This is a genomic window from Kitasatospora sp. NPDC015121 (genome assembly GCF_055562955.1).
Map to the genome: position 1 here is coordinate 442,651 of NZ_JBVHEH010000002.1, position 16,636 is coordinate 459,286.

A 16,636-nucleotide genomic window follows, 5' to 3' on the forward strand; every position below is an offset into this window, starting at 1 on the left:
GTAAGAGTGACAGCAACCGCGGGTGGAAGGCTCGGACCCCAAACCTCAGTTGCACCAGCACGATCCGAGGACTCCTCACCAGCGGCGGCGCTCAGCCGCGCCACCGCGCACCTGCTGTCACTCCAGCACGCCGACGGCTGGTGGAAGGGCGACCTGGAGACCAACGTCACCATGGACGCCGAAGACCTGCTGCTCAGGGAGTTCCTGGGCATCCGCACCGAGGAGCAGACCCGGGCCACCGCGGCCTGGATCCGCTCCCGGCAGCGGGAGGACGGCACCTGGGCCACCTTCCACGGCGGCCCGCCCGAACTCTCCACCACCGTCGAGGCGTACGTGGCCCTCCGGCTCGCCGGGGACGCCGCGGACGCCCCGCACATGCGCGCCGCGGCCGCCTTCGTCCGCGAACGCGGCGGCATCGCCGCGGCCCGGGTGTTCACCCGGATCTGGCTGGCCCTGTTCGGCTGGTGGCCCTGGGAGAAGCTCCCCGAACTGCCCCCCGAAGTCCTGTTCCTGCCCAGCTGGGCACCGCTGAACATCTACTCCTTCGGCCAGTGGGCCCGGCAGACCATCGTCCCGCTCACCGTGGTCTCCGCGCACCGCCCGGTCCGCCCCGCCCCGTTCGGCCTCGCCGAACTGCACACCGACCCGGCCCGCCCGTACCCCGAGCAGCCGTTCGCGCCGGCGCACAGCTGGGAGGGCCTGTTCCAGCGGCTCGACCAGCTGATGCACCGCTACCACCGGCACGCCATCAAACCGGTCCGCCGCCTCGCGCTGCGGCAGGCCACCGCCTGGATCATCGAACGGCAGGAGGCCGACGGCTGCTGGGGCGGCATCCAGCCGCCCGCCGTCTACTCGCTGATCGCGCTGCGGCTGATGGGCTACCGGCTCGACCACCCCGTGATGCGGGCCGGACTCGCCGCCTTCGACTCCTTCACCGTCCACACCGAGGACGGCAAGCGCTGGATGGAGGCCTGCCAGTCCCCGGTCTGGGACACCTGCCTGGCCGCCATCGCGCTGCGCGACGCCGGACTGCCCGCCGACCACCCCGCGCTGGTCCGGGCCGGCGGCTGGATGCTCGACGAGGAGGTCACCACCCGCGGCGACTGGGCGGTCAAGCGCCCCCGGCTGGCCCCCGGCGGCTGGGCCTTCGAGTTCCAGAACGACACCTACCCGGACGTCGACGACACCGCCGAGGTCGTCCTCGCGCTGCGCCGGATCGACCATCCCGACCGCGCCCGGCTGGCCGGCGCCGTCGAGCGGGCCGTCGACTGGAACCTCGGCATGCAGTCCAAGGACGGCGCCTGGGGGGCCTTCGACGCCGACAACACCAGCAAGCTCCCCAACAAGCTCCCGTTCTGCGACTTCGGCGAGGTCATCGACCCGCCCTCGGCCGACGTCACCGCGCACGTGGTCGAGATGCTCGCCGAGACCGGCCGCGCCCGCGACCCGCGCGCCCGGCGCGGCGTCGCCTGGCTGCTGCGCCACCAGGAGGCCGACGGCTCCTGGTTCGGCCGCTGGGGCACCAACTACATCTACGGCACCGGCTCGGTGCTGCCCGCCCTGATCGCCGCCGGCGTCGCCCCCGGCCACCCCGCCGTCCGGCGCGCCGTCGCCTGGCTGGCCGACCGGCAGAACCCGGACGGCGGCTGGGGCGAGGACATGCGCTCCTACGAGGACCCGGCCACCTGGGCCGGCCGCGGCGAGTCCACCGCCTCGCAGACCGCCTGGGCGCTGATGGCGCTGCTCGCCGCCGGCGAGCGCGAGTCGGAGCAGGTCGAGCGCGGCGTCGCCTGGCTGACCGCCACCCAGCGCCCGGACGGGACGTGGGACGAACCCCAGTTCACCGGCACCGGCTTCCCCTGGGACTTCTCCATCAACTACCACCTGTACCGCCTGGTCTTCCCGGTCACCGCGCTCGGCCGGTACGTGCACGCCACTCCGCTCGGCCGGGGCGGTGCGCGGTGACCGCCCCGCTGCTGGTGCTGTGCGCGCTCGGGCCGGAGGCCTGGGCGCTGCGCGGCGGGGACTGGTCCGGCGCGGCCGGCGGGCCGCCGGTGCTGGCCCGGACCGGGATGGGCCGCCGGGCCGCCGGGCGGAAGGCCGCCGCGCTGCTCGACGCGGGCGGCTACGGGGCGCTGCTGGTCGCCGGGTTCGGCGCCGCGCTCGGGCCCGGGGTACGGCCCGGCGAGGTGATCGTCGCCGACCGGGTCACCGACGCCGAGGGCGGCGAGCACCCGCTGGACTCCGCGCCCGCGCTGGCCACCGCGCTGGAGGAGGCCGGCCTGCGGGCCCACCTCGGCACCCACCGCACCGCCGACCACGTGGTGCGCGGCGCCGAACGGGCCCGGCTCCACCACGAGGGCGCGCTCGCCGTCGACATGGAGGCCGCCGCCGTCCTCGCCGCCCGCGCCGCGCACGCCCCCGGGCTGCCCGCGGCCGTGCTGCGGGTGGTGGTCGACACCCCCGAACGGGAACTGATCCGCCCCGGCACCCTGCCGGCCGGGGTGCGCGCCTGGCGGTCCCTGCGGGCCGCCGTGCCCGCCCTCACCGCGTGGCACCGGCAGGCGGTCGCCACCCCCACCGAGCTGACGAACCCACAGCCCTCGACGCTCCCCCAGGAGGCGAGCTAAGCCATGGCCATGCCGCTGCGTCAGACCATCCGCGTGTCCACCTACCTCATGCAGCAGAAGATCAGGCGCCGGGACAAGTTCCCGCTCATCGTCGAACTGGAGCCGCTGTTCGCCTGCAACCTCAAGTGCGAGGGCTGCGGCAAGATCCAGCACCCGGCAGGCGTCCTCAAGCAGCGGATGCCGGTCGCCCAGGCGGTCGGCGCGGTCCTGGAGTGCGGGGCCCCGATGGTCTCCATCGCCGGCGGCGAGCCGCTGATGCACCCGCAGATCGACGAGATCGTCCGCCAGCTGGTCGAGCGCCGCAAGTACGTCTTCCTGTGCACCAACGCCCTGCTGCTGCGCAAGAAGCTCGACAAGTTCACCCCTTCGCCGTACTTCACCTTCGCCGTCCACATCGACGGCCTGGAGGAGCGGCACGACGCCTCGGTGGCCAAGGAGGGCACCTTCGCGGAGGCCGTCGAGGCGATCAAGGAGGCCAAGCGGCGGGGCTTCCGGGTCACCACCAACTCGACCTTCTTCAACACCGACACCGCGCAGACCGTCGTCGAGGTGCTGGACTACCTCAACGACGACCTCAAGGTCGACGAGATGATGATCTCCCCGGCCTACGCGTACGAGAAGGCCCCCGACCAGGATCACTTCCTCGGCGTCGAGCAGACCCGCGAACTCTTCCGCAAGGCCTTCTCCGGCGGGAACCGGCGGCGCTGGCGGCTCAACCACAGCCCGCTCTTCCTGGACTTCCTGGAGGGCAAGGTCGACTTCGAGTGCACCGCCTGGGGCATCCCCAACTACTCGCTGTTCGGCTGGCAGCGCCCCTGCTACCTGATGTCCGACGGCTACGTCCCCACCTACCGGGAACTGATCGAGAAGACCGACTGGGACAAGTACGGCCGCGGCCGCGACCCGCGCTGCGACAACTGCATGGCCCACTGCGGGTACGAACCGACCGCCGTGCTCGCCACCATGGGCTCGCTCAAGGAGTCGATCCGCGCCGCCCGCGAGACCCTCGCCTCGCCCAAGGCCCGCTGACCGGCCGTCAGGGCCCGGCGCGGGCGGCCCACGCCGACAGGCGACCGCGCCCGCCGGGCCGCAGGCTGGACCAGACAGCCACGTACGACGAACCGGCCGTGAGGGGTACGACATGCCACTGCTGAGCCAGATCACCGGGCCCGCCGACCTCAGACGACTGCGCCCCGAGCAGCTGCCGCCGCTCGCCGACGAGATCCGCGACTTCCTGATCGACGCCGTCACCCGCACCGGCGGCCACCTCGGCCCCAACCTCGGCGTGGTCGAACTCAGCATCGCCCTGCACCGGGTCTTCGACTCCCCGCACGACCGCGTCCTGTGGGACACCGGCCACCAGGCCTACGTGCACAAGCTGCTCACCGGCCGGCAGGATTTCAGCCGGCTGCGCGCCAAGGACGGGCTCTCCGGCTACCCCTCGCGCGCCGAGTCCGAGCACGACCTGATCGAGAACTCGCACGCCTCCACCGCGCTCGGCTACGCCGACGGCATCGCCAAGGCCAACCAGCTGCTCGGCGTCGACCGCTGCACCGTCGCCGTGATCGGCGACGGCGCGCTCACCGGCGGCATGGCCTGGGAGGCGCTCAACAACATCGCCGAGGCCGAGGACCGCCCGCTGGTCATCGTCGTCAACGACAACGAGCGCTCCTACGCGCCCACCATCGGCGGCCTCGCCCACCACCTCGCCACCCTGCGCACCACCCGCGGCTACGAGCGCTTCCTCGCCTGGGGCAAGGACGCCCTGCAGCGCACCCCCGTGGTCGGCCCGCCGCTGTTCGACGCGCTGCACGGCGCCAAGAAGGGCTTCAAGGACGCCTTCGCCCCGCAGGGCATGTTCGAGGACCTCGGCCTGAAGTACCTCGGCCCGATCGACGGCCACGACATCGCCGCCGTCGAACAGGCGCTGCGCCAGGCCCGGCACTTCGGCGGACCCGTCATCGTGCACTGCCTGACCGTCAAGGGCCGCGGCTACCGGCCCGCCGAGCAGGACGAGGCCGACCGCTTCCACGCCGTCGGCCCGATCGACCCGTACACCTGCCTGCCGGTCTCGCCGTCCGCCGGCGCCTCCTGGACGTCCGTGTTCGGCCAGGAGATGCTCGCCCTCGGCGCCGAGCGCCCCGACCTGGTCGCCGTCACCGCCGCGATGCTGCACCCCGTCGGCCTCGGCCCGTTCGCGGCCGCCCACCCCGGGCGGACCTACGACGTCGGGATCGCCGAGCAGCACGCCGTCGCCTCCGCCGCGGGCCTGGCCACCGGGGGGCTGCACCCGGTCGTCGCGGTCTACGCGACCTTCCTGAACCGGGCCTTCGACCAGGTGCTGATGGACGTCGCCCTGCACCGGCTCGGCGTCACCTTCGTGCTCGACCGGGCCGGGGTCACCGGCAACGACGGCGCCTCGCACAACGGCACGTGGGACATGTCGATCCTGCAGGTCGTCCCCGGTCTGCGGCTGGCCGCGCCGCGCGACGCCGACCGGCTGCGCGAACAGCTCCGGGAGGCGGTCGCGGTCGAGGACGCGCCCACCGTGGTGCGCTTCCCCAAGGGCGACCTCGGACCCGCGATCCCGGCGGTCGAACGGATCGGCGGCGTCGACGTGCTGACCCGCACCGGCCCCAGCCCCGACGTGCTGCTGGTCGCCGTCGGCCCGATGGCCCCCGCCTGCCTGGACGCCGCCGCGCTGCTCGCCGCCGACGGCATCACCGCCACCGTCGTCGACCCGCGCTGGGTCAAGCCCGTCGACCCCGCCCTCGTCACGCTGGCCGCCGCCCACCGGATGGTGGTCACCGTCGAGGACAACGGCCGGGCCGGCGGCGTCGGCGCCGCGATCGCCCAGGCCATGCGGGACGCCGAGGTCGACGTCCCGCTGCGCGACCTCGGCGTCCCGCAGGAGTTCCTGGCGCACGCCTCGCGCGGTGAGATCCTCGAGGAGATCGGGCTCACCGGCACCGGCGTCGCCGCCCAGACCGCCGCCTACGCCCGCCGCCTGCTGCCCGGCACCCGGACCGGGGCCCAGGAGTACCGGCCCAGGGTGCCGCGCAAGTGACCGATCGGAGAGAACCCGAGTGACCCAGGCCGAACCGCTCGACCTCGCCGCCCTGCTCGACGCCCGGGGCGGCGAGCGCTACGAGCTGCACGCCCGCTACCTCAACCCGCAGCTGCCCCGGGTGCTGCACACCATCGGCTTCGACCGGTACTACGAACGCGCCCGCGGCCCGTACTTCTACGACGCCGAGGGCAACGAGTACCTCGACATGCTCGCCGGGTTCGGCATCTTCGCGCTCGGCCGGCACCACCCCGCCGTCCGGGACGCCGTCCGGCAGGTGATGGAGCTGGAGACGGCCGACCTGACCCGCTTCGACTGCTCCCCGCTGCCCGGCCTGCTCGCCGAGCAGCTGATCGCCCACGCCCCCGGACTGGACCGGGTGTTCTTCGGCAACAGCGGCACCGAGGCGGTCGAGACCGCGCTCAAGTTCGCCCGGTACGCCACCGGCAAGCGCCGCGTCCTGTACTGCGACCACGCCTTCCACGGCCTCACCGCCGGCTCGCTGTCGGTCAACGGCGAGGCGGGCTTCCGCAGGGGCTTCGACCCGCTGCTGCCCGACACCGCGATCCCGCTCGGCGACCTGGACGCGCTGAGAAAGGAGCTGAAGCGCGGCGACGTCGCGGCGCTGATCGTCGAACCGATCCAGGGCAAGGGCGTGCTCGCCCCGCCGCCCGGCTGGCTGGCCGCCGCCCAGGAACTGCTGCACGCCCACAAGGCGCTGCTGATCTGCGACGAGGTGCAGACCGGCGTCGGCCGCACCGGCACCTTCTTCGCCTACCAGGCCGAGCAGGGCGTCCGGCCCGACCTGGTGTGCGCCGCCAAGGCGCTCTCCGGCGGGTACGTGCCGATCGGCGCCACGCTCGGCGCGTCGTGGATCTTCGAGAAGGTCTACTCCTCGATGGACCGGGTGCTCGTCCACTCCGCCAGCTTCGGCTCCAACGCCCAGGCGATGGCGGCCGGCCTGGCCACCCTGCACGTGATGCGGCAGGAGGGCGTGGTGGAGAACGCCGCCCGGGTCGGCGAACTGCTGAGGACCCGGCTGGCGGCGCTGACCGAGCGGTACGAACTGCTCGCCGAGGTGCGCGGGCGCGGGCTGATGGTCGGCATCGAGTTCGGCCGGCCGAAGTCGCTCAAGCTGCGCACCGGCTGGACGGCGCTGCAGGCCGCCCGCAAGGGCCTGTTCGCGCAGATGGTGGTGGTTCCGCTGCTGCAGCGGCACCGGATCCTCACCCAGGTCTCCGGCGACCACCTGGAGGTGATCAAGCTGATCCCGCCGCTGATCGTCACCGAGAAGGAGGTCGACCGCTTCGTCGACGCCTTCACCGAGGTGATGGACGACGCGCACCGCGGCAGCGGCCTGATGTGGGACTTCGGGCGGACGCTGGTCAAGCAGGCGGTCGGCTCGCGCTGAGCCGCGGTGCTCAGAGCTCGGTGCGGCGGCGGCGGACCACCACCCACAGGTCCGCCGCCGCGAGCAGGGTCAGCACCCCGCAGCCCACCGCGAACACGGTCAGCGTGCCGCTGCTCGGCGCGCCGTGCGGGGAGGCCAGCGCCGCCCACACCGCGAAACCGGCCGTGCACAGCGCGAAGAACGGCAGGAACAGCACCGACAGCAGGAACCGCAGCTTCAGGTCGCTGCGCGCGGTGGCCGGTTCCGTCCCGCTCAGCCAGACCTTCGGAGTCCTGGCGCGTCGCATGGGCATCCGCCTCCCTCGTACCCTTCCAGCCTAGGACTGTTCGGACGCGGGGAGGCGGGGCGATGGACGAGACGGACGACTACCTGGGGCTGCCGGTGGAACGGGCCCGGGCGCTGGCCGCCGAGCGGGGCTGGCGCACCGTGCGGGCGGTGGCGCCGGACGCGTTGCTGACCATGGAGTACCGCTCGGACCGGCTGAACCTGGCGGTCCGGGACGGTGTGGTGGAGCGGGCCTGGGCGGGCTGAGGCCGGGGCGGCCAGGACGGGCGGGGGGCCGCCGCCGGGCGCGGGCGCGGGGCCTGGGCGGCCGGGCGGGCGAAGCGGCCCTCCCGGTGCCAGGCCGCCAGCACCCGCTGGTCCAGCGCGGCCAGCGCGGGCTCGACCAGCGGCAGCGCGAGCAGCACCAGCGCGCCCGCCGCCCAGCCGGCGAACACGTCCGAGATCCAGTGGGTGCCCAGGTAGACGGTGGTCAGCCCGATCGAGGCCGCGGTGAGCGCGGCCAGCGCGGTGCCCGTCCGGCGCCAGCGGGTGGCCAGGTAGGCCAGCACGCCCCAGGTGACCACGGCGTTCGCGGTGTGCCCGGAGGGGAAGATGCTGCCGCCGGAGAACAGCTCGGGCGAGCCCACGTAGTGCGCGTAGTGCGGGCCCAGCCGGCCGGTGAGGATCTTCACCCCGCCGACCGTGAGGTTCAGCAGCAGCAGCGCCGTGCCCATCACCAGCAGCGGACGGGCCGAGTGCGAGCGGTAGCAGCGCCAGCCCAGCCAGAGGCAGGCCGCGATCGCGGTCGGGCCGCGCTGCCCCGCGACCACCCAGATGTCCAGGTAGGGCAGGGCCTCGGGCCACCGCTTGTAGGGGCGCAGCTGCTGCAGGTACCAGTCCAGGTCGACCAGCGGGGAGTCGTACAGGATGGCCAGCACCACCGCCAGGTAGAGCAGCCCGACCAGGCCGAAGAGCAGGGCGTGCCGCCGACTGATCGACAGGGGACCGGATTCGATCGCTCCGGTGGCGGATTCGTGTCCGGATCGGACCGGAACCGGGCGCGGGGTGGTCGATATCTGATTCTCGCGGTATTCGGGTTCGGCTGGCACGGCTTCGACATTACCGGTCGGCCCCGTGCTCCCCCGGGTATTCGACGGATCTGTCACCCCGTGGTGACGCGTCGTCCGCCGTTCCTCCATACGGGCAGTTCAGGGTCGGAGGCGGCCGGGCGGGAAAGGAGCGGGAAGTGGGGGAAATCACGCTCCGCCGTGCACCGGAACGCTGTATTCCGGTAGTTTCACCGGACTTTCGCCGGGTGGTGCGGGAACGAATGAGGCGGCCGATTTCCGTGACGCCGGTCACTTCCGGGTCGTGGGGGAAATCGGCCGCCGGGTCGAGCGGGCGCCGCCGAGCGGCTGCCGACGGGTCTCCGGGAGGCCCGCCGGGGCCGTCGGGCGTCGGGGTGCGGAGGCCCCGCCGGGGCTGTCGGGTTTCAGGGGAGGAGGCGCTCGACGGCTGCCGCGCCGTGCTCCTCCAGGTCCTTCCTGGCCTTCTCGACCAGCTCCGGGGTGGGCGTCTGGCCCGAGGCCATCACCAGGTCCTCGGGGTCGACCGGGTGCTCCGCCCCGGTGTGCAGCAGGTGGTCCGGGGTCGGCTCGGACTCGCTGTCCGTGGAATCGGTCATCAAGATCCTCCGTGGGTGGAGCGCCGCGGGGCCCGGGCCGGCCCCGCGACGGGGCGCGCCCGCCGCCGGGGGTCGGCGGCGGGAGGTCTGCCATCGAGTCTGGACCCGGCCACGGGGCGGCGCACCACGAGCGCCCGGCGGGCCGGGTCAGTCGAGCGGGCCGCCCGCGACGTAGATCACCTGGCCGGAGACGAAGCCCGCGCCCTCGGAGGCCAGGAAGGAGATGGTGTGCGCGATGTCGTCCGGCGTGCCGACCCGCTGGACCGGGATGGCGGAGGCGGCGGCCTGCTTGAAGGCCTCGAACTCCATGCCGACCCGGGCGGCGGTGGCCGCGGTCATGTCGGTGGCGATGAAGCCCGGGGCGACCGCGTTGGCGGTGACGCCGAACTTGCCGAGCTCGATCGCCAGGGTCTTGGTGAAGCCCTGCAGGCCGGCCTTGGCGGCCGAGTAGTTGGCCTGGCCGCGGTTGCCCTGGGCGGAGGAGGAGGAGAGGTTGACGACCCGTCCGAAGCCGGCCGCCACCATGTGCTTCTGCACCGCGCGGGTCATCAGGAAGGCACCCTTGAGGTGCACGTTCATCACGGTGTCCCAGTCGGACTCGGACATCTTGAACAGCAGGTTGTCGCGGAGCACACCGGCGTTGTTCACCAGCACCACCGGGGCGCCGAGCTCGGCGGCGATCCGGTCCACCGCGGCCTGCACCTGCTCGGCGTCCGACACGTCCGCGCCGACGGCCAGCGCGCGGCCGCCCGCGGCCTCGATCGCCTCGGCGGTGCCCTTGGCGGCGGACTCCTCCAGGTCGACCACGGCGACGGCGTAACCGTCCGCGGCCAGCCGGAGCGCGGTGGCGGCGCCGATCCCACGGGCCGCACCCGTCACCACCGCCACCCGGGCCGGAGTGCCGGCGGTCACGGACGTGCTCTGCTCGGTCATCTTCGTACTCGTCTCTCTCGAAGTCGGACGACGGGACCGGCGCGGGCCGGAGACCCGTCGATGAGAAATAAATGAGTTGCGCGGGGCTCAGCCCGACAACCTTACCGACGGGTAGGGTTTCTCGACAGGGGCAGCGCCGCAGGTGACGGAGGGTGAGGGGGGAAAGCGGCCGAGCGGGTGAACCGGGTTGGGCGTGGTCCCGACATACGGGGGAAATATGCCAACTTCGCCGATCCTGCGACTACTCTGCGCCCCTACCTGCCAGTCCAGGCCGACCGTTTGTATAGTGTGCGCCAGCAGCCACCGGCTGCACGGCCGACGCGTCCTTACTCACAGCGGGATGCTCACTCGCCGTTACTGCCCCGCTCGGGTGTCCCACACACACCCGAGCGTGACACCGGGACGGATTTCATGGTGCTGGGGGAGATCCCGACAACCCGCGTGCCCGGCCGACTGCAGCAGTCGCCCGGTCACCTCATCCGCGTGGCCCAGCAGGTGCACACCCGCTTGTGGTCCGAATACGTCGGTACCGAGCTGACGGCTCCGCAGTTCGCGGTGCTGCTGGTACTGGCACTCGAGCCGGGAGCCGACCAGCGCACGGTCGGCGAACGGGCCTCGCTCGACAAGGCGACGATGGCCGAGATGGTCGCCCGGCTGGTCCGGCGCGGCCTGGTGCTGCGTCGCCGCGACCCGGCCGACGGCCGGCGCAAGCTGCTGGCCCTCTCGCAGAGCGGCGCTCAGGCCGTGCGCGAGGCGACCGGCGGCGTGGTCCGGGTCCAGCGGACCCTGTTCGAGCCGCTGAGCCCGGACGAGCAGCTGGAAATCGTCCAGCTCATGGCCCGGATAGCCCGGCTGGAGCCGGGTGCCGTCGCCGTGATGGCGGACGCCCGGCCGACGCTGGACGCCCAGCGGGCCATCGGCTACCTGATCCGGGTCGCCCAGCAGGTGCACACCAAGCTCTGGTCGGAGAAGGTCGGCACCGAGCTGACGGCTCCTCAGTACGCGGTGCTGGACGCGCTGGAGACCGAACCGGGCGCCGACCAGCGCACGGTCGGCGAGCTGGCGTCGCTGGACAAGGCGACGATGGCCGAGATGGTCAGCCGGCTGGTCCGGCGCGGCCTGGTGCTGCGCCGCCGCGACCCCTCGGACGGGCGCCGCAACCTGCTCTCGCTCTCCCCGACCGGCCAGGAGCTGCTGCACCGCTCCACCGCCGGGGTCCGCGAGGTCCAGGAGGCGCTGCTCGCTCCGCTGGAGCCGCACGAGCACGCGCGGGCGCTGGCGCTGCTCGGCAAGGCGGCCCGGCTGTAACGATTCTGCAGAGCGCTGCCCGGTGATCCCCCTGGTCCCGCGGCGGCGATCGTGCCCCGGCCGGTAACGCGGCACCGCCGGGGCGCACCGGGAAGGGGCCGACACCTGGTGGTGTCGGCCCCTTCCGGGTTCTCCGCTCCGCCGACCGTCACCGGCGGGAGGCCAGGGCGGGCGGTCGGCGGCGGGCGGTCAGTTCCAGTCGAAACCGGCCGGGTCCGGGCCGATCCGCTGCTCGGTGGCGAGGCCGGCGATCGCCGCGAGGTCCTCGGCGTCCAGCTCGAAGCCCGCGACGTCCAGGTTCTCCCGGATCCGGGCCGGGGTGACCGACTTCGGGATGGCGATCACGCCGGACTGCAGGTGCCAGCGCAGCACCACCTGGGCCGCGGTGCGGCCGTGCTTGGCGGCGACGGCCAGCAGGGCGGGCTCGGCCAGCAGGTCCTTGCCCTGGCCCAGCGGGCTCCAGGCCTCGGTGGCGATGTCGTGCTCGGCGTGCAGCGCGCGCAGTTCGGCCTGCGGGAAGTACGGGTGCAGCTCGATCTGGTTGAGGACCGGCTTCACCTCGGCCTCCTTGAGCAGGAGCCGCAGGTCCGGCACGCGGAAGTTGGAGACGCCGATCGCGCGGACCCGGCCCTCGGCGTGCAGCTGCTCGAAGGCGCGCCAGATGTTCAGGAAGGTGTTGCCGTGCATCGGGCGCGGCCAGTGGATCAGGTACAGGTCCAGCACGTCCAGCCCGAGGCGGCCGAGCGAGGCGTCGAAGGCGCGCAGCACCCGGTCGCGGCCCTGCTCGCCGGACCAGTCCACGGTGCCCGAGTTCCACAGCTTGGTGGTCACGAACAGCTCGTCGCGGGCGACGCCGGACTCGAGGACCGCCTGGCCGGTGCCCGCCTCGTTCTCGTAGATCTCGGCGGTGTCGATCGAGCGGTAGCCCGCCTCGATCGCGGTGCGCACGGCGGGGACGGCCTCCGCGTCCGGCACCTGCCAGACGCCGAAGCCGAGCTGCGGGATCCGCACGCCGTTGTTCAGCGTGATCGCGGGGACCTGGGGTACTGCGGGGGTGCTGGTCACGGGAAGGGGTGCCCTTCGGTTTGCTTCCGATGCTTCCGAAGCGGTGGCAACGGCGGCGAACAACGGTCTATTCCCGTGGCCGGGGGGTTCCCCGGAACGGATGAAAGCAGGCGGGACGGGCGGCCGGATCGGGCCGATCCGCCGGAAAACCTGTTGCGTGCGTCACACCGCGACGGACAGGCTCGCCGCATGTGACGAGCCGAACACCCCTTCCGCCGCGCACCTCCGACGCGCCGCTGCCCCCGTCCCGGCACCGGCCGAGGCGCCCCGCCGCCGGTTCCCGGCCGGGCCGCCCCTCCTCCATGCCCCGTCCCACCCCGTAACGGAGCGACCATGCCGCTCGTCCCCCTGCCGCTGTCCGATCCGGGCCGCCCCGACCTGAGTTCACCCCACGCCTTCCTGCGCTGGCTCGGCCGTGCCCAGCGCCGGGGCCAGTGCCTCGCCACGCTGTGGAGCACGCTGGAGCTCGGCGCCATGGCCGCGCTGCCGGTCGCCGTCGGCCGCGGCGTGCAGGCCGTCATCGACCGGGACGGCCGGGCGCTGCTGGCCGCCGGTCTGCTCGCGCTGCTGCTGTCCGGCGTGCAGACCACGATGACGGTGCTGCTCCACCGCCAGGTGGTGTGGAACTGGATCCACGCCGCCTCCCAGGTCCGCCAGCTGCTGGCCCGGCAGGCCTCCGCCCTGGGCGGCGGCCTGAACCGGCGGATCTCCACCGGTGAGATCGTGGCCGTGTCCAGCGGCGACGTCGAGAAGATCGGCTGGTTCGTCGAGCTCACCGCCCGGCTGTACGGCGCGGTGCTGGCCTGGCTCGGGGTCAGCGCGGTGGTGCTGTGGCGGCAGCCCGCCCTCGGCCTGGCCGTGCTGCTCGGGGTGCCCGTGCTGGCCGTCGTGGTCTGGCCGCTGCTCGCGCCGTTCGAACGGCGCTACACCGAGCAGCGGGCGCTCGGCGGCAAGGCCTCCGCGCTGGCCGCCGACACGGTGGCCGGGCTGCGGGTGCTGCGCGGCATCGGCGGCGAGGAGCTGTTCCTGCGCCGGTACCGGGCCGCCTCGCAGCGGGTCCGGGCCGCGGCCGTGCGCACCGCCCGCTCCTGGGCGGTGCTGCAGGCCCAGGAGGTGCTGCTGCCGGGCCTGTTCGTCATCGGCGTCACCTGGTACGGCGCCCGGCTGGTCCGCGAGGGCTCGATCGGCGTCGGCGAGCTGATCGCCGTCTACGGCGCCACCGCCTTCCTCGCCGCCCCGCTGCGGGTCATCGGCGAGGCCGCGCGGGCCTGGGGCGTCGCCCGGGTCTCCGCCGGGCGGGCGGTGAAGGTGCTCTCGCTGACCCGGGACGGCACGCCGATGGCCGAAAACAGTCGTAACGGAGCGTCAGATTCCTCGGCCGCGGCGGGTGCTGACGGACCGGCGGCCGACCTCGGTGCCGACGGCCCGGCGGGAGAGGCCGAGCTGGTGCGGCGGGCCGCCCGGTCGGACCTGCACGACCCGGTCAGCGGGCTGACCGCCCGGGCCGGGCGGTTGACCGCCGTGGTCTGCGGCGACCCGGACGTCGCGGGCGAGCTGGCGGCCCGGCTCGGCGGCCGGCCCGCACTCGCCGAGGACGAACGGGCCCAACCCTCCGTCCGGCTCGGCGGCGTCGAGCTGGACGGGGTGCCGCTGGCCGCCGCCCGGGCGGCGGTGCTGGTCCACGACAAGGAGCCGGTGCTGCTCTCCGGCACCCTGGCCGGCCTGCTCGACGTCCCCCGCTCCGGCCGGGTCGACCCCGCCGCCGCGCTGGCCGCCGCCCGCGCGCAGGACGCGCTGGACGCACTCGTCGACGGCTCGCCCGAGTGCGCGGGCGACCCGATGGCGGCCCGAATCACCGAGCGCGGCCGCTCGCTCTCCGGCGGCCAGCGCCAGCGCCTCGCGCTGGCCCGCTCGCTGGTGGCCGACCCGCCGGTGCTGGTGCTGGACGAACCGACCAGCGCGGTCGACGCGCACACCGAGTCGCGGATCGCCGTCGGCCTGCGCGAACTGCGGGCCGGGCGCACCACGGTGGTCTTCGCCACCAGCCCGCTGCTGCTCGACCAGGCCGACACCGTCCTGCTGCTCCGGCGGGGCCGGGTCGCGGCCAGCGGCACCCACCGCGAGCTGATGGCCGACGACGCGCACTACCGCGCGGTCGTCACCCGGGACGAGGACGCCCCCGGCGAGCCGCGGGCGGTGGCCGCCGGCGCCGGCGCGGACGACCCGGTCGGGTTCGGCCTGGCGGGGGGCGGCGAATGACCGGCCGCCGCCCCAGGCACCGCCCGCACCTCCCACGTCCGCACCTCCCACGTCCGTACGTCCCCTGCCCGGGCGGGCAGCGAAGTCGAAGGAGCACCGCGTGAAGCCCCCGGAGATCCACGAGCAGGAGCTGACCGCCACGCTGCCGGTCGGTTCCACCAAGGCGGTGCGGGCGTACGGGCGGATGCTGCTGCGGCGCCACCGCGGCGGGCTGGCGGGCGTGGTGGCCCTGCACGGGACGGCGACGGTGGCGGGGCTGGTCGGGCCGGCCGTGCTCGGGGCGCTGGTGGAGTCGCTGTCCGGGCCGGGTGGCGGCGGGCGGATCGCCGCCGCGATCGGGTGGTACCTGGCGGCGCTGGTGGTCCAGTCGGTGTTCACCGGGCTGTCGCTGCTGCGCGGCAGCGTGCTCGGCGAGGAGGTGCTGGCCGACCTGCGGGAGGACTTCCTGGTCCGCTCGGTGGGGCTGCCGCTCGGCGTGCTGGAGCGGGCCGGCACCGGCGACCTGGTCTCCCGGGGCACCACCGACATCGACCGGCTGGCCCGCTCGGTCCGCGACGCGGTGCCCGAACTGGTGGTCGCCGTGGTCTCGGTGGCGCTGGTGCTCGGCGCCCTGCTGGTGACCTCCCCGCTGCTGGCCGCCACCGCCCTGCTCGGCCTGCCGCTGCTGGTCTGCACCTCCCGCTGGTACTTCAAGCGGGCCCCGCAGTCCTACCGCCACGAGTCCGCCGGGTACGCGGCGGTCAACACCGTGCTGGCCGAGACGGTCGACGCCGGGCGGACGGTCGAGGCGCTGCGGCTGGGCGGGCGCCGGGTCGAGCTGACCGACCGGAAGATCCGGGACTGGGTGGGGTGGGAGCGGTACACGCTCTGGCTGCGCAGCGTCTGGTTCCCCACCGTCGACGGCACCTACGCGCTGGCCGTGCTCGGCACCCTGGTGCTGGGCGGGCTGTTCGCGCTGCACGGCTGGGTCAGCCCGGGCCGGCTGACCACCGGCGTGCTGTACGCCCAGGCCCTGGTGCACCCGGTCTCCCGGATCCTGCGCTGGTACGACGAACTGCAGATCGGGCAGACCTCGCTGGCCCGGCTGGTCGGCGTCCGCGAGGTCGCCGAGCCGGAGACCGACGAGGCGCTGCGCCCGGACGGCCGCCGGGTCGCGGCCGAGCAGGTCAGCTTCGGCTACCGCGAGGGGACGGACGTGCTGCGCGACATCACGCTGGACGTCGAGCCGGGCAGCCGGGTCGCGCTGGTCGGGCCCTCGGGGGCGGGCAAGTCGACGCTCGGCCGGCTGCTGGCGGGCATCTACGCGCCGGGCCGCGGCCGGGTCACGCTCGGCGGGGCGCAGCTGTCGCGGATGCCGGCCGAGCGGGTGCGCACCGAGGTCGCGCTGGTCAACCAGGAGCACCACGTCTTCGTCGGCACCCTGCGGGACAACCTGCACCTGGCCCGGGCCGGGGCCGACGACACCGAGCTGCGGGCGGCGCTCGCCGCGGTCGACGCCGAGGGCTGGGTGGACGCGCTGCCCGACGGGCTGGACACCGAGGTCGGCTCCGGCGGCACCGCGCTGACGCCCGCCCAAGCTCAGCAACTGGCGCTGGCCCGGCTGGTGCTGGCCGACCCGCACACCCTGGTGCTGGACGAGGCGACCTCGCTGCTCGACCCGCGGGCGGCCCGGCACCTGGAGCGCTCGCTCTCCCGGGTGCTGGTCGGGCGCACCGTGGTGGCGATCGCCCACCGGCTGCACACCGCGCACGACGCCGACGTGATCGCGGTGGTCGAGCGGGGCCGGATCACCGAGTACGGCTCGCACCCCGAGCTGGTGGCCTCCGGCGGACCGTACGCGGCGCTCTGGAAGTCCTGGCGCGACGAGCGGTAGCGCGGGGGCGGGGGAGGACGCGGGGCGGGGGGGGGGGGGGCGGGGGGGGGGGGCCCCCCCCCCCCCCCCCGGGGGGGGGCCGGGGGGGGGGCCCCCCGGAGGGGGGGCCCCCCCCCCCAACCGGGGTGGGAGGGCGGAAAAA

General features: G+C 74.3%; 13 protein-coding genes. 8 read left to right on the forward strand and 5 right to left on the reverse strand.

Annotated features, from left to right (window positions below; translation table 11 throughout):
* The first annotated feature begins 6 nt into the window (after positions 1-6).
* From shc to ACZ3J7_RS03965, 5 genes are all read left to right on the forward strand, one after another.
* On the forward strand, positions 7-1,965 hold the full coding sequence (shc, locus tag ACZ3J7_RS03945) for a squalene--hopene cyclase (protein WP_465616521.1): 1,959 nt from the start codon (positions 7-9) through the stop codon (positions 1,963-1,965).
* The gene (locus tag ACZ3J7_RS03950) at positions 1,962-2,630 is read left to right on the forward strand and encodes a phosphorylase family protein (protein ID WP_465616523.1); all 669 of its coding nucleotides are present in this window, start codon (positions 1,962-1,964) and stop codon (positions 2,628-2,630) included. Before shc ends, ACZ3J7_RS03950 begins: the two co-directional genes overlap by 4 nt.
* A gap of 3 nt (positions 2,631-2,633) precedes the next feature.
* On the forward strand, positions 2,634-3,659 hold the full coding sequence (hpnH, locus tag ACZ3J7_RS03955) for an adenosyl-hopene transferase HpnH (protein ID WP_465616525.1): 1,026 nt from the start codon (positions 2,634-2,636) through the stop codon (positions 3,657-3,659).
* A 112-nt stretch (positions 3,660-3,771) separates the two neighbouring features.
* A complete protein-coding gene (gene dxs / locus ACZ3J7_RS03960; protein ID WP_465616527.1) occupies positions 3,772-5,697 on the forward strand; it encodes a 1-deoxy-D-xylulose-5-phosphate synthase in 1,926 nt (641 codons plus the stop codon).
* Positions 5,698-5,716: 19 nt separating this feature from the next.
* A complete protein-coding gene (locus tag ACZ3J7_RS03965) occupies positions 5,717-7,108 on the forward strand; it encodes an aspartate aminotransferase family protein (protein ID WP_465616529.1) in 1,392 nt (463 codons plus the stop codon).
* 10 nt (positions 7,109-7,118) lie between these two features.
* Here the strand turns inward: ACZ3J7_RS03965 and ACZ3J7_RS03970 are convergent, their stop codons facing one another.
* From ACZ3J7_RS03970 to fabG, 4 genes are all read right to left on the reverse strand, one after another.
* Positions 7,119-7,394, reverse strand: coding sequence for a DUF6343 family protein (locus tag ACZ3J7_RS03970; protein ID WP_465616531.1), 276 nt, complete (start codon positions 7,392-7,394; stop codon positions 7,119-7,121).
* A 79-nt stretch (positions 7,395-7,473) separates the two neighbouring features.
* Positions 7,474-8,481: a phosphatase PAP2 family protein gene (locus ACZ3J7_RS03975; protein ID WP_465616532.1), complete on the reverse strand. Its 1,008-nt coding sequence runs from the start codon at positions 8,479-8,481 to the stop codon at positions 7,474-7,476.
* Between the two features lie 383 nt (positions 8,482-8,864).
* Positions 8,865-9,056 (reverse strand): hypothetical protein, encoded by a 192-nt coding sequence (locus ACZ3J7_RS03980; protein ID WP_465616534.1) that lies wholly within the window; start codon positions 9,054-9,056, stop codon positions 8,865-8,867.
* Positions 9,057-9,203: 147 nt separating this feature from the next.
* Complete coding sequence (gene fabG, locus ACZ3J7_RS03985) at positions 9,204-9,989, reverse strand: 3-oxoacyl-ACP reductase FabG (RefSeq protein WP_465616536.1); 786 nt, start codon at positions 9,987-9,989, stop codon at positions 9,204-9,206.
* Positions 9,990-10,472: 483 nt separating this feature from the next.
* Between fabG and ACZ3J7_RS03990 the strand changes: the two genes are divergently transcribed.
* Positions 10,473-11,297: a MarR family winged helix-turn-helix transcriptional regulator gene (locus ACZ3J7_RS03990; protein WP_465616538.1), complete on the forward strand. Its 825-nt coding sequence runs from the start codon at positions 10,473-10,475 to the stop codon at positions 11,295-11,297.
* A gap of 189 nt (positions 11,298-11,486) precedes the next feature.
* On the opposite strand, the gene ACZ3J7_RS03995 is transcribed toward ACZ3J7_RS03990, so the two are convergent.
* Positions 11,487-12,362: an aldo/keto reductase gene (locus tag ACZ3J7_RS03995; RefSeq protein WP_465616540.1), complete on the reverse strand. Its 876-nt coding sequence runs from the start codon at positions 12,360-12,362 to the stop codon at positions 11,487-11,489.
* A gap of 333 nt (positions 12,363-12,695) precedes the next feature.
* On the opposite strand from ACZ3J7_RS03995, the gene ACZ3J7_RS04000 reads away from it, so the two are divergent.
* Positions 12,696-14,621, forward strand: coding sequence for an ABC transporter transmembrane domain-containing protein (locus tag ACZ3J7_RS04000; protein ID WP_465616542.1), 1,926 nt, complete (start codon positions 12,696-12,698; stop codon positions 14,619-14,621).
* Between the two features lie 100 nt (positions 14,622-14,721).
* Positions 14,722-16,494, forward strand: coding sequence for an ABC transporter ATP-binding protein (locus tag ACZ3J7_RS04005; protein ID WP_465616544.1), 1,773 nt, complete (start codon positions 14,722-14,724; stop codon positions 16,492-16,494).
* Positions 16,495-16,636: the final 142 nt, after the last annotated feature.